Origin of the sequence: Nonomuraea sp. NBC_00507 (assembly GCF_036013525.1) — a bacterium.
Classification (GTDB): Bacteria; Actinomycetota; Actinomycetes; order Streptosporangiales; family Streptosporangiaceae; genus Nonomuraea.
The window spans coordinates 694,542-706,926 of record NZ_CP107853.1 but is presented as its reverse complement, the minus strand read 5'-3'; the positions used below and the strand labels follow the sequence as shown (position 1 = coordinate 706,926).

The 12,385-nt window shown below is 67.1% G+C and carries 12 protein-coding genes, 1 tRNA gene and 3 pseudogenes; 6 read left to right on the top strand and 10 right to left on the bottom strand.

Annotated features, from left to right (window positions below):
* Window positions 1-28 precede the first annotated feature (28 nt).
* Both htpX and OHA25_RS03680 read left to right on the top strand, forming a co-directional pair.
* Window positions 29-880, top strand: coding sequence for a zinc metalloprotease HtpX (htpX, locus tag OHA25_RS03685; RefSeq protein ID WP_327586213.1), 852 nt, complete (start codon window positions 29-31; stop codon window positions 878-880).
* Window positions 881-888: 8 nt separating this feature from the next.
* Entirely contained in the window at window positions 889-2,379 is a 1,491-nt protein-coding gene (locus tag OHA25_RS03680; protein WP_327586212.1) for a hypothetical protein, read from the top strand.
* 18 nt (window positions 2,380-2,397) lie between these two features.
* Here OHA25_RS03680 and OHA25_RS03675 read toward each other — a convergent pair whose 3' ends face one another.
* Window positions 2,398-2,868, bottom strand: coding sequence for an NUDIX hydrolase (locus OHA25_RS03675; protein ID WP_327586211.1), 471 nt, complete (start codon window positions 2,866-2,868; stop codon window positions 2,398-2,400).
* Between the two features lie 205 nt (window positions 2,869-3,073).
* Entirely contained in the window at window positions 3,074-3,565 is a 492-nt protein-coding gene (locus OHA25_RS03670) for a YajQ family cyclic di-GMP-binding protein (RefSeq protein WP_442942053.1), read from the bottom strand.
* 320 nt (window positions 3,566-3,885) lie between these two features.
* On the opposite strand from OHA25_RS03670, the gene OHA25_RS03665 reads away from it, so the two are divergent.
* A tRNA-Tyr gene (locus tag OHA25_RS03665) sits at window positions 3,886-3,967 on the top strand.
* A gap of 212 nt (window positions 3,968-4,179) precedes the next feature.
* Here OHA25_RS03665 and OHA25_RS03660 read toward each other — a convergent pair.
* The 6 genes from OHA25_RS03660 to OHA25_RS03635 all read right to left on the bottom strand — a co-directional run bounded on the left by OHA25_RS03660 (window position 4,180) and on the right by OHA25_RS03635 (window position 7,828).
* Window positions 4,180-4,863, bottom strand: a complete 684-nt coding sequence (locus OHA25_RS03660) for a GntR family transcriptional regulator (protein WP_327586209.1) — start codon at window positions 4,861-4,863, stop codon at window positions 4,180-4,182.
* Between the two features lie 448 nt (window positions 4,864-5,311).
* Window positions 5,312-5,584: a hypothetical protein gene (locus OHA25_RS03655; protein WP_327586208.1), complete on the bottom strand. Its 273-nt coding sequence runs from the start codon at window positions 5,582-5,584 to the stop codon at window positions 5,312-5,314.
* A 189-nt stretch (window positions 5,585-5,773) separates the two neighbouring features.
* Window positions 5,774-6,673 carry a phosphotransferase family protein gene (locus tag OHA25_RS03650; RefSeq protein ID WP_327586207.1) on the bottom strand — a complete coding sequence of 300 codons (900 nt, stop codon included), beginning with the start codon at window positions 6,671-6,673 and terminating at the stop codon, window positions 5,774-5,776.
* Complete coding sequence (locus tag OHA25_RS03645) at window positions 6,670-7,152, bottom strand: glycine-rich domain-containing protein (protein WP_327586206.1); 483 nt, start codon at window positions 7,150-7,152, stop codon at window positions 6,670-6,672. Before OHA25_RS03645 ends, OHA25_RS03650 begins: the two co-directional genes overlap by 4 nt.
* A gap of 41 nt (window positions 7,153-7,193) precedes the next feature.
* Window positions 7,194-7,406, bottom strand: a complete 213-nt coding sequence (locus OHA25_RS03640) for a hypothetical protein (RefSeq protein ID WP_327586205.1) — start codon at window positions 7,404-7,406, stop codon at window positions 7,194-7,196.
* Window positions 7,407-7,507: 101 nt separating this feature from the next.
* The gene (locus OHA25_RS03635) at window positions 7,508-7,828 is read right to left on the bottom strand and encodes a hypothetical protein (RefSeq protein ID WP_327586204.1); all 321 of its coding nucleotides are present in this window, start codon (window positions 7,826-7,828) and stop codon (window positions 7,508-7,510) included.
* Between the two features lie 131 nt (window positions 7,829-7,959).
* Between OHA25_RS03635 and OHA25_RS03630 the strand changes: the two genes are divergently transcribed.
* A complete protein-coding gene (locus OHA25_RS03630) occupies window positions 7,960-9,216 on the top strand; it encodes a helix-turn-helix domain-containing protein (protein ID WP_327586203.1) in 1,257 nt (418 codons plus the stop codon).
* A complete protein-coding gene (locus tag OHA25_RS03625) occupies window positions 9,213-9,845 on the top strand; it encodes a 2'-5' RNA ligase family protein (RefSeq protein ID WP_327586202.1) in 633 nt (210 codons plus the stop codon). Before OHA25_RS03630 ends, OHA25_RS03625 begins: the two co-directional genes overlap by 4 nt.
* A 278-nt stretch (window positions 9,846-10,123) precedes the next feature.
* Here the strand turns inward: OHA25_RS03625 and OHA25_RS03620 are convergent.
* Window positions 10,124-10,587, bottom strand: a pseudogene (locus OHA25_RS03620) (transposase); the annotation flags it as partial.
* Between OHA25_RS03620 and OHA25_RS03615 the strand changes: the two are divergent.
* Window positions 10,587-10,673: pseudogene (locus OHA25_RS03615) on the top strand (transposase); the annotation flags it as partial. The pseudogenes OHA25_RS03620 and OHA25_RS03615 sit on opposite strands and share 1 nt — an antisense overlap.
* Here the strand turns inward: OHA25_RS03615 and OHA25_RS03610 are convergent.
* Window positions 10,673-12,365, bottom strand: a pseudogene (locus tag OHA25_RS03610) (ISAzo13 family transposase); the annotation flags it as partial. The pseudogenes OHA25_RS03615 and OHA25_RS03610 sit on opposite strands and share 1 nt — an antisense overlap.
* Window positions 12,366-12,385 lie beyond the last annotated feature (20 nt).

Genomic DNA, 12,385 nt, shown 5'->3' with positions numbered 1-12,385 from the left:
GTGGGCCTCGACCACGAAGGGGGGAACCTTGCACCACAACGGTCTGCGCACAGCCGTGCTACTCGGCAGCCTGTCGGCGCTGATTGTCGCGGCGGGTGCGTGGTTGGGCGGCGGAACCGGTGTGCAGATCGCGCTCGTGCTGGCCCTGGCGAGCAACGGCGCGGCCTACCTCTTCTCCGACCGGATCGCGCTGTCGGCCATGCGGGCCAGGCCGGTCAGCGAGGTCGAGCAGCCCACGCTCTTCCGGATCGTGCGCGAGCTGTCCACCGAGGCCCGGCAGCCCATGCCACGGCTCTATATCTCGCCGACGGCACAGCCGAACGCGTTCGCGACAGGCCGAAGCCCGCGTAAGGCCGCGGTGTGCGTCACATACGGGCTGACCCAGCTGCTCGATGAGGCCGAGCTGCGCGGCGTGATCGGGCACGAGCTGTCGCACGTCTACAACCGGGACATTCTCGTCTCGTCCGTGGCCGGCGCGCTTGCTACGATGATCACCTGGCTCAGCTATGTGGCCGTGTTCTTCGGCGGCTCCGACGACGACGAGGGCCCGGGCTTCGTAGGCGCGCTGCTGATGATGGTCCTGGGTCCGGTGGCGGCAGGGATGGTGCAGATGGCGATCTCCCGTACGAGAGAGTTCCAGGCCGACGAGTCGGGCGCCAGGCTCACAGGTGACCCGCTCGCCCTGGCCTCCGCCCTCCGCAAGATCGAGATGGGCGCGCGCCGGCATCCGCTCCCCGAGAACAGCCGCCTCACCTCGGCCTCCCACATGATGATCGCGAACCCGTTCAGCGGCTCCGGCTTCGGCCGCCTCTTCTCGACCCACCCGCCTACGTCCGAGCGCGTCGCCCGCCTCGAGCGCATGGCCGGCTACCGTCGCTGATCGATCAGATGGGCCGAACCCCCCGGCTGACCGAGGCCGAGCGCAAGCTGTGGAACGCGTTCCCCACAGGCGATTACGTCGACTTCGCCCCGCTCACGTCCGGCACCGGCTGTCCCGCCGGAGAGAACGCGCCCAAGGACGGCGACACCTGGGGCCCCGAGCGCACGATCCGGGCCAAGGTGATCTCCTCTCTGCTACTCGGCGCTCGCGACGGCGGCGCCGGCCACGTCCCCGCGGTACGGGTGCGCGGTGCGCGGATCACCGGCCAGCTCACGGTCCTGGGCGGCGCCCTCCAGCACGAACTGGTGCTGAGCGGCTGCCATCTGGACGAACCCCTCCGGCTCACCAACGCCACCACCCGTACCATCCGCCTGACCGACTGCACGTTCCCCGGCCTCAGCGGGGGCGGCATGCGGGTCGCCGGCCACCTCAGCCTCTCCGGGTCCAACATCACCGGCGGCGTCCGCGTCGCCCGAGCCCAGTTCGAGAGCGGTCTGTGGCTCGGCGGCACCAAGATCGTGAGCGACGACGGCGAATGGGCCCTGTACGCTAACGCCGCCGTCGTGGACTCCGGCATGTACCTGCGCAACGCCGATCTCACCGGCGGCGTCGGCCTGGTAGGCGCCCGTCTGAACGGCGGACTCTTCCTGGAGGGCGCCACACTCCGCAATCCCGGCAAGGAAGCCCTCACGGCCGACAGCATGGTCGTCGAGGACATCATGCGCTGCACCGACGGATTCCACGCAGAAGGCTGCGTACGGCTCCGCGGCGCCCGCATCAACGGAACGTTCTCCCTCAGCGGTACCGTGAGCAGCCCCGACACCCGCTACGCCCTCCACATGAGCCATATGGAGGTCCGCGAGCTCTACCTCAAGCCCGCCGAGCCCGTCGACGGCGTCGTCACCCTCACGAACTCGAGGTTAGGCACCCTGCACGACGACCCCGACACGTGGCCGGAGAAACTTCGCCTGAACGGCCTGACATACGACCGCCTGCGCGGCTCCGGCGTCACCAGGAGGGTCGAATGGGTCACGCGCGACCCCGAGGGCTTCCGCCCGCAGCCGTACGAGCAACTGGCCGCTTGGTACCTCAGCGACGGCAACGACGCCCTGGCCCGCCGCACCCAGCTGGCCAAGCTCCGCGCCAGGCGCCAGACCCAGGGACTCGGGGGCCGGATATGGGGCCGGCTGCTCGACGTAGCGGTCGGGTACGGCTACCGACCTTGGCTGGCGGGCATGTGGTTCACGCTGCTGCTGGCGATCGGCACGATCGTCTTCGCCCTCAACCCACCCAGAGCCCTCAAGCCAGCCGAAAGCCCAGATTTCAACTCGTTCGCCTACACCTTCGACCTGCTGCTCCCTCTGCCCACATTCGGGCAACGAGAGTTTTTCGACCCGGGCGGGTGGACGCAATGGCTGGCGTACGCGCTCATCGTCTCAGGCTGGATCCTGGCAACGGCACTGATCGCAGGCGCCACCCGAATCCTCCGTCCCCAGTGAGCAGCCGACGCGGGACCGCTACGCGACTCCTCCACCCGCAATGACCTTCCGCAGGAGGGCCGCAAGATCCTCGGGATGGAAGACCTCCTCGGCACTTTCGAGCTCCTCGACACTCCACCACCGATAGCCGATCGTCGTGTCCTTCTCGATCTGCTCCATGTGCTCGAACGACACGACCGCGTCACCCACCCGTACCGTGAGAAAGACCTGGTCCTGCGTGATGGCGTAGCCCGCCCAGGAGAACTCGATCGTGCGGGCCCCGAACGGCGCGCCGAACTCCTCGACGCCAACCCGAATCCCGGCCTCCTCATACAGCTCACGCGCGGCGGCCTCAGCCGGCGTCTCACCGTCCTCCAAGGCCCCGCCGACTGTGAACCAGTACGGCCGCTCGGGGCGCTCGGGATCGAATCCGTACAGCAGGAGCACCCGGTCCTGATCATCGATGGGCAGAGCACGCGCCGCGATGCGCCGCAGGGGAATCTTCGTCACATCCCCCGACCCTACGACCCAGGACCGCACGCACGGCGCTAGGCGGCCCCGCACAGCGCCAGGAAGAGCCCATGACCGGGCGCATCCTGAACGACGCGCCCGGCCATGCCATGCCATGCAAGAAGCCGCCTGAACCCACCTCCCACGTGCCCCTCCACGCCGCGACCCCCACGACCGCGCGCCACCCCGGAGATGTCCACAACAGCTATCGGTAGTTGACGAACTGCAACGCGATATCCAGATCCTTGCCCTTGAGCAGCGAGATGACCTCCTGCAGCTCGTCCTTCTTCTTCGAGCTCACCCGAAGCTCCTCGCCCTGAATCTGCGCCTTGATCCCCTTGGGACCCTCGTCGCGAATCAGCTTGGAGATCTTCTTGGCGTGCTCCTGGTCGATGCCCTCCTTGAGGCTGACCAGCATGCGGTATTCCTTACCGGACAGCTTGGCCTCACCGGCGTCGAGGATCTTCAGCGAGAGCCCTCGCTTGACCACCTTCTCCTTGAACACGTCGAGCGCGGCATCGGCCCGCTCCTCGCTGTTGGCCTTGATCTCGATGTTGTTCTGCCCGGACCAGCTGATGCTCGCCCCGGTGCCCTTGAAGTCGAACCGATGCCCGATCTCCTTGACCGTCTGGTTCAGAGCGTTGTCGACCTCCTGCCGGTCGATCTTGCTAACGATGTCGAAAGACGAATCGGCCAAAACACCCACCCTCTCAGCTGCGAAGCACTACGCGGATCCCGCCTGCACCGGCGTCGCGAACGCGAATAGCGAACGAGTGGACCCAGCGAACGAGCCTAGCCAGCATCGGCCCGCCGTGCAGGACACCGCCCCCCGTACACCGATGATCACCCTTCATGATCCCTTGCCCAGACCGCACCGCTTGGTCAGGTAGGTGGATGGGGCGCCTGGGCTGGTTCCGGTCGTGCATGACGCCACAATCCGGCACGGGACAAACCGGTGTCACGTACACCTCTGAAGTCCGCTATCCTTCTGTGTGTCGCCGCGAGAGCGGAAGACAAGGCAGGTTGCCCGAGTGGCCAAAGGGAGCGGTCTGTAAAACCGTCGGCTCAGCCTACGCAAGTTCGAACCTTGCACCTGCCACACCAGCTAGAAGAGGCCCGTCACCAGCGGAAACGCGGTGACGGGCCTCTCGCGTTGTATCCGACTATCTACGGTGGTCAACGACGCGGTACGGCTCTCCACGGCCAATACGCGGCCAAGTTTCGACCCTGATCATCACCCGCGCTCACCTCTCGCAGGGTTGCGAGTGCTTCTTGAGAGCTGAAGGGAGCTATGGACGTATCGGAGATCACCTAAGGACCCTTTGGTTGCGACCTGACAACACGACCCCTTCCGGGCCTCTTTTCGACTATCCCTTCTGCTTCCAGTAGTGCAAGGGCCCGCCTAATGGTGATGCGGCCAACGCCTTGCTCTTGCGCCAGCACATTCTCCCCAGGAAGCACGGACCCTACGGCGAGCTTTCCCGTACCAACTTCCTGCCGGAGGTGATTGGCGACCTCGTCGGCTCGCGTCTGCGCGTGCTCGCGACCCCCCACGAACCATCCCTTGCCGTGCACGGCAGCAATCAGATGTTCGGCTGCCAGCATGAGGAACGCCTGGCGGACGGTTCCCTTTGATACGCCGAACTCGTCCGCTGTGGCGGCCTCGCCTGGAAGTTGCTGGCCAGGAACAAGCTCGCCGCTCTCGATGCGCTTGCGGAGGGCCTCGGCGATCGTCTCGTACTGTGTCGAGGCCGCATGGCGGGTGGGTCCTTCGCCGACCACGCGGCGTCCGCGGCCGGCCTCGCTGACCACTAGCCCCGAGCGCTCCAGCTCGGCGACGGCTTGACGAACGGTGCCTCTCGCCACACCGTACGTTCGGGCAAGAGCGGCCTCGGAGGGCAGCATGTCGCCGGCAGGAGGATCGCCTTGGCGAATGCGGTTACGGATGTCCTCAGCTATCCGAACGTAGGTGGGGTCATCCTTCGCCTTGCTCATCGCGCTCCCTCGCCGAGGCACAGTGTCTCCAGGGTAGGGCGGAGACGAGCGGCCCCGCGGAACATCGCAGCTCAACGTCTCCTTCTAACCTTCCCCCAATGGAGCTGGCGGACGCGGAGTGACGCCAGGTTGCTCACTGCGTTGTTTGTCGTCAGGTGCTGCCCTGCTGGATACGGTGCAGCTTCGGGGCGGCGGGACGGAGGCGCCACAAGATGGCGGCCGAGAGGTGGCACCGCGTAATCCGCAGAACCCTGCACTACACCTGGGGGAGCACGTTTGCGTGTCGGTCACCGGGGCCATCCCGCATCCTGCGGAATGCCGCAGAAAGCCGCGGTTTCGATCAGGCGCCGCAAGCTCACCCGCAGGCTCCGCAGTACGAGGTCTCTGTGATTCGAGTGCGATCTCCCTGGGGGACGTGTGTTCGGGCTTCCACAGAGGTACGGCCACGTCAGGATGCCGAGCAAGGGCACGTTCCTCCAGCGGCGTACTTCGTCAAATAGCGGTAGACGTTGCGGCGGCTCCGCTGCCACGTGCATTCGTAGGCCAGTTGGAGGAGGGAATCGGCTACCAGTTCCGGCTGGACGCCATAGGCGATCTCGCCGGGGGTTAGCTTGGGCAGCGGCTTGGCGTGCCAGAGGCCTGCGAGGTCGCGCCAGACGTAGAACCGTCTGAACGCGCCGCGCAGGTCGATGTCAGACGCAAGCTCAAGCGTGGAAGACATGTGCGATTGATCTTCCGTCCTTGTGTGTTGGGCTGTGAGGCTTTAGTCCGGGATCAGGACGGCGCGGCCCTCTGCCACATCTGGGGTGGGGGAGGGCCGCGCCTCTTTGCTGCTGGTCACGCGCGGGCGGTGGTCAGTTCGTGGATTACAGTGCGGCCTGGCGTTGTCGAGAAGGCACAGGGCGCCCGATCAGGCGTTCGCTTGCTGATAGGCCAGCCAGGACCGGCCCGCGTCAGCGGCGCGGGCGCGGGCCTCGCGAACCTGCTCCGGCCCGTACTGGGCCTTGTAGAGGCGGAACAGCGTCCACGCCGCAGCGATCCCGGCCACGGCCTTGCGGGGTGCGTCGCGCCAGTGCGGCAGCGTGGACAGGAGTTGGTCGGTCTTCTCCGGCGTATGCCCCGCATCGATCAGCCGCGGCGCGAAGAGAGCGGCGTCCAGCCAGGCCGCGCCCCGGGCCGCGAACGACCAGTCGACGACGCGGACGCGCCCACCCGTGACGAGCAGGTTGCCGGCGCTCAGGTCGTAGTGCAGCAGCGTGTTGCCACGCAGGGCGGACAGGTCGAACCCGTTGACCGCGGCCTCGTACGGGGCGCGCTCAGCCAGTTCGCCCGGGGGCTTGTCGAGCATGTGCCGGGCCTTGGCCATCAGCGCGTTGACGTTCTCCGACACCGGCATGGCGCCGTTCGGGCATGGTGTGAACAGCGCGCCGAGGAGCGCCATCGTGTCGAGGACAGCGGGCAGGTCCTCCGACCCGGGCGAGAGATCGGCGTGGTGGGCCTTGTCGTTGACGTACTCCCACACCATGGCGTGCCAGTCGCCGACGGTGTCAGCCCACAGCATGCGCGGAGCGGGAACCTCCGTCGGCAGGCTCCGGCCCGCCCACCGCTCCCGCAGGTGCAGCCGTGCGGCCTCGTGGGTCCGCTCAATGGCTTTGAAGAACACGTGTCCGCCGTCCTCGAGATCGAGGCGGGTCGCGATGCCGGGCATGATGCCGTGGGTGGCGGTCTCGGCCTTGAGCACCTGGCCGCACTGCGCTTGCACGGCGTTGATGACGACGTCGGGAAGCTCTTCCCAGGTTGGTCGGGTCACGGCTGGATCCCTTCGGGGCTCGGGTCGTCGACGCAGCCGGCGTAGCACTGGCTGCATTCGGCGTTGGTCAGCCACAGCGCGCTGTCCACTGTCATGCCCAGGGCGCGCATCGCCTGGATGGTGTCACCCAGTCTGGCCGCGAATGCCGCCTTGTCGCCGCCGGGTTCCTCGGGATTGTGGTGGAGGAAACGGTCCGCGATGCGCTGGCAGAACTCGCTGTAGGCGTGGGTGTCGAGGATGAACGTGTGCCATCCCAGGTCCACCTCGGGCGACGGCGTGAGGGCCGCGCCGGGGTTGTGGGCGCACGTGTACAGGAACGCGAGCGCCTGCTCCATGATGCGGCCGGCGTGCTCGCAGGTGATGTTGTGAGTGCGGGCGACGCGGGTGGTGAGCTGGTCGAACAGGGCGTGGTCGACCAGGCTACGGGGTTCGATGACGTCGGCTGCGGAGCGCTGGCCCGCAGCTGTCGTAGGACTCATGGTCACTCCCCTCAGGGATCGGTGATGTGTGACGGACGCTGTCAGCGGGTGGGACACCACCTCCTCCGGCGCGGAGGCTCGTACTCGGCGCATGAATGCTGTGAGGCCAGGACCTCCCACACCCGGGCGGCACGGGCGAAACGGCCCCTGGCGGTCTCCTCGTGGCCGTCCCCGGCCGGGCGCAGGACGAAGTACTGGCCGCCCTCGGAGCACAGCTCGAACTCGCCGCAGCAGGACGTGGCAACGACCCGCATACGCGGACTGCGCTGGATGTATGGACCCCATTGATACAGGTCAGAGTCGCGCGGTTGGTCTGCCGCACCCGCAACCTGCGGGCTCGAGGCGTCCATGTGGTTCAAGTCGACCCCCGAACGCTGTGGAGCAGGGCCGATTGCCAGGCCAAGGTGGATGCGAGGGCGATCGCGTCCTCACGCCGAACGGGGCTCATGACGCCGGCCGCCACCAGCTCCACCGTGAGAGGCTGACGCAGCGCTGCGGTCCACCACCGGCGCCCAGAGGCATCGCGCGCATAGGAGATGTCCCAAGCCGGGTAGGTGTTACGTAGTACGGAGAGCTGCCGACCCCGCAAGTCCTGCTTGAGCGCGGCCTGTGCAACGACTTCATGGACGCCGCGATCGGTGACGGACACGAGTTCGCGCAGCTCGGTGTCCGTCATGGCGTCGCTGTGGTTCGTGTCCCAGTGCACGGATCCATCACAACGCTGCGTAACCACGCGCGGACAGGTGCGGTTGAGGGAGACTGGGGGCGGCGACCGTATCCCCCGACTCGGTGGTGAGGTGCGACGGCATGATGGAAAAGAGCGGATCTCCTGCTTGGGCCGAACGCATTCGTGATGGGCGACGTCAGCGAGGCTGGTCGCAGAAGCAACTGGCCAGCCAGTTGTTCAAGGCCGCCGGCGAGGAGATCGCGCTGCCGGAGTTCGAGTCGGTGGTTCGCAGGATCAAGGATCACGAAGCGGGTAACAGTCGCCCGAAGGACCCCTACCCCCTGCTGTATTGCCGCGTGTTCGGCATGGACGAGGCCGTCCTGTTCGACGCCGACGACAGTCCCGCGGCGTCGCCGTCGATGAGCCGCGACGCCATCGAGCACGCCGCATGGATCGAACAGAGCAACGTCGGCGACAGCACCGTCGCCATGATCGACGAGACGCGTTACCACCTGGCCGAGCGCCACACACTGACCCCTCCCGAGCCGATGCTCGCCGAGGTACTGCGCTTGCATCGGCAGGTGACGGCCCTTCTACGAGGTGGCAAGCAGAGGCTTCGCCAGACGCGCGAGCTGTTCCGGATCGACGCCGATCTCCTCGCTCACACCTGCATCCTGCTGGGCGACTTGTACGACGACGAATCGGCGGTCGTCCACGGCAGAACCGCCGTCCTGTCCGCTCAAGAGGCCGGCGCCAGCGAGGCAGCCGCGTTGAGCGCCCAAGCGAGAACCGAGCGGTGGCGGCGCCGGTACGCGGCATCCGCCGACGCTGCCAGGCGCGGGTATCAGTGCAGCCCGGCCACGCCCTTGCGGGTGCTCCTGGCCAGCCAGGAGGCGAACGCGGCGAGCCTGCTCGGCGACTTCACCCGAGCCCGAGAAGCGCTCCAGAGAGCGGAGGAGACCGCCGAGTCCGTCGCTGACGATTCGGGGGTGACGCCCTGGTCGTGTCCCCCGTCCAGACGGGCGCTGTACGCCTTGTCGGTGGCGCTCCAGGCGCGCGACCCGGTCGCAGCGCTGCAGGCCGCAACTGCGGCTGACGACGCCTGGGCCAACGGTGCCCCGTGGGTGGCCGGCACGTGGGCACAGGTTCGATTCGGTGCGGGGATCGCATACGTGATGATGGGTGACCTGGACGCTGCCGCCGAGCAGGTAACGCCCGCCATGTCGCTGCCGCCCGAACATCGCCTGTCCACGATCACCAACTACCTGGTGCGGATGGACGCCCAATTGGCGGCGCCCCGGTTCCGAGGCTCGGATATCGTGACCACGCTGCGCGAGCAGATCAGTATGTTCAACTCGGCCCGGGCCCTGCCCGCTACTGCCGGGGAGAATGGGTGAGCCCGCTACCGACGCGCATGGCCAACCGCTGGGAGAGACGGCGAGCGCTCATGCTGCCGCCGGGCCAAGGCCAGCTCTATTGGCATGTCCTGTTAGGGGATGATCCGGACGCGCGAGCCATCGTCCAGGAAGCTCACGACCGCCTGGCCGGCCTACCTGGACTCGATCTGGTGCCGCACTCGTTCATCCACCTCACCACGTTCATCGCCGGGTATTCGCATGAGATCACCGGCCATCAGGTAAACGTGATGGCCGAGGAGGCGGCAGTCCAGCTCGAGCGGGTGGAGCCCATCACCGTCACGTTGGGGCGTGTGCTTTACCACCCCGAGGCGGTGGTGTTGGAGGCTCGGCCGGCCGAACGGCTCCGGCCGTTGCTGGAGGCAGCGAAGTCCGCCACGCGGGCAGCCACAGGCCGTGATGGCGTTCTTGCCCATGATGTGTGGATACCGCATGTCACGGTGGCCTACAGCAACGCGGATGGCCCGGCGGCTCCTATTATCAACGCGCTGGGGAAGCGGCTTCCGGATCGCGAGGTGACAATCCGCAGCCTCCACATCGTCAACCAGGACGGCCCAGAGACGGTCTGGGACTGGCGCCTTCTGGCAGAGGTTCGACTCGGTGGGTCCTGAGTGGAGGAGGCGTTGACACAGTGAGTGCTGTGACCGGAAGGATCAAGAGTCGCATTCTGCGGAATTCTGCGGCGCTCTGCGGATCAGGATGCCTGTGGTAGCGGTGCGACCCGATTCCACGGTTGACCTGAGGTCCGCAGTCTAGACGCCTCGTAGCAATCCATTCTGCGGATTCTGCGGATGGCGACTGGAGGCAGCGCCTGAACTTAGTCCCTGCAGACGTCCCGCGAGCCTGACACGAGATGTCATTTTGGGTGGTTGTGAGCGGACAAGAAGATCCCGGCCACCTTCACGAGAGTGGACAGCGGCACTCGGGTTGCCGAGTAGCAACGATAGAAGGAGAGTTCGCCGGTGCTGCGGTTGCGGCGGACGAGCAGGTGTCGGTGGCCCGACCCCTCGTCGGCGATGTCGGCCAGGGCCCAGTCGTAGGAGCGATGCCCCTTCGCTCCGGCCCGGCGGAAAGCTTCTGCCAGGCCCGTTTCGGGAGCCTCTTGACCAGGGTGTCGGCGCGGATTTTGCCCGCGCGGGTGGTGATCTGGTGGTCGCAGGCGACGGCGAGGACGTAACCGAGCTGCCGGTGCTCCAGCGCGGCCCGCAGGTGTGGGTTGCTCCCGTACACCTCATCGCCGGCCACCCAGGACACGAGGACGCCGGCGTCCAGGGCGCGGCTGATCATGCGGGCGGCGAGTGCGGGTTTCGTGGCGAAGTGCACGGTCTCGGGTATCCCGGCGGCCTGGCAGCGCGGTATTGGTCGTCGATGAGACCGGCGATCTCAAGAAGGGCACCGCCACGGTCGAGGTCCAGCGCCAGTACACCGGCACCGCCGGGGCTCGTAAATGAATAATTGTCAGACTTGATCTTGGGAACGGTCTTCTGTGGGTGTCAGGCGGGCCTGCAACTGCTCCAGGGTGCGGGCCGGCGATCCGGGTAGCGGTGTGACAGCGATTTGGTGTAGATCCAGGAGCCGGTGGCCGTCTTGGAACTGGTTGGATAAGTTGGTGCGGCCGACCTCCAGCAACTGGGCCAGGAGTGTGCTGGTTGCTGCGTTACGCCGGCGCAGCAGGGCTGTCAGCAGCCGATGGTAGTGGTCCAAGCTGCTGGTTTGCGGGTGGAGGTAGCTGCGGGGGCGGTGGAAGCGCCGTCGGAAGGCCGCCTCGGCCAGGGCATCCCAGTATGGTTCCGAGACCGCCACCAGGTGTTCGAAGGCGGACCGCGACATGCCGGTCAGGACCGGGTCGGTGAGCATCGTGGTCAAGCTCGGATCGATGCGCCGCTTGGTCGATGGTGCCTCGGGAGGGCTGGGCGGGGTGGGGGCCAGGGTGTAGTTCCAGTCGCCGTGGAACGCGCTGGGTGTGATCGGCAGGGCATGGAACTCGGCGGGCGTGACGGTGGCGCCCAGGAGGTAGCTGCCCGTGTCGAGCTCGGCGCCGATGCTCAGCCCGCCCCCGGTGGTCGTCGCGGCGATGGTGTCGATGACGACCTGGTAGCTGGTCAACGGCTGGCCCCGCCAGTTTGCGTGATGTGGCAGAACATCCGGTGCTCGATCTTGTTCCACTTCGACGTTCCGGGCGGGAAGTGACAGACCGTGATCTCCAGCCCGCTCTCCATCGCGAAAGAGTGCAGGTGTTTCTTCCACGTCCAGTGGCGGGGATCGTTGGAGCCGCCGGCGTCCGCAGTGATCAGCAGCCGGGTGGCGTCCGGATGGTCGGCTCGGCCACGGTGCTGCCACCAGCGACGGATGGACTCCACCGCGAACTCGGCGGTGTCGTGATCGGTTCCGACATTGACCCAGCCGACGTTAGTGGCGAGGTCGTAGACCCCGTAAGGGATGACGATCGGCTGGTCGCTGGTGATGAAGGTGTGGCAGTCCACCCGGATCGGGCTCTTGGCAGGCCGCCAGGTTCGCCCGGGCCGGTCGCGGTTGCCGAGCCACTCCTTGGCCTTGGTGTCGACGCTGATCACCGGCTGGTCGGCGGCGAGGTAGGTGGTGGCGGTGGCATTCAGGTGGGCGAACTGGGCATCGCGGTCTGGATGGCGGGCGCCTTCGATGGTCTTGGCCGTGCCCTGCAGGCTGAAGCCCAGAGCGTGCAGCAGGTGCCCGACGGTTGCGGCGCTGACCGGGTGGCCCTGCGCGGTCAGCGTCGAGGCCAGGGTGCGCAGAGACAACGTGGTCCAGCGCAACGGGGAGACAGGATCACCGCGGGTGTGCGGCTCGATCAGTGCCTCCAGCGCCGGCAGCAGACCGGGGTCGGTGGCCGTCAGCGGCTTTCGTCCGGCTCCAGGAGCCCGAATCCGCCGGGACGGCGCAGGGCTTCCGGCCAGTTCGGCGATGCCGCGCGTGATGGTGGCGGCGCTGGTTCCGGACACGGAGGACACCAGGGCGATCCCCCCGTGGCCAAGCGCGTTGGCCTCGCTGGCCAGGTAGAACCGACGGCGGCGCTCATCCAAGTGCGGCAGGATCTGATCGAACTTGGCCTGTAAGCCAGCAGCGGGAGCGCTGAGAGATGGAGGGACACTCATACTCCAGCCTCGCACCGGCA

Bases quoted from the DNA above. Each gene is read 5' to 3' on its own strand.
- OHA25_RS03635 (WP_327586204.1), bottom strand. From the start codon at position 7,828: ATGACGGACACCGAGCTGCGCGAACTCGTGTCCGTCACCGATCGCGGC.
- OHA25_RS03680 (WP_327586212.1), top strand. From the start codon at position 889: ATGGGCCGAACCCCCCGGCTGACCGAGGCCGAGCGCAAGCTGTGGAAC.
- OHA25_RS03640 (WP_327586205.1), bottom strand. From the start codon at position 7,406: ATGCGGGTCGTTGCCACGTCCTGCTGCGGCGAGTTCGAGCTGTGCTCC.
- OHA25_RS03645 (WP_327586206.1), bottom strand. From the start codon at position 7,152: ATGAGTCCTACGACAGCTGCGGGCCAGCGCTCCGCAGCCGACGTCATC.
- OHA25_RS03660 (WP_327586209.1), bottom strand. From the start codon at position 4,863: ATGAGCAAGGCGAAGGATGACCCCACCTACGTTCGGATAGCTGAGGAC.
- OHA25_RS03630 (WP_327586203.1), top strand. From the start codon at position 7,960: ATGATGGAAAAGAGCGGATCTCCTGCTTGGGCCGAACGCATTCGTGAT.
- OHA25_RS03655 (WP_327586208.1), bottom strand. From the start codon at position 5,584: ATGTCTTCCACGCTTGAGCTTGCGTCTGACATCGACCTGCGCGGCGCG.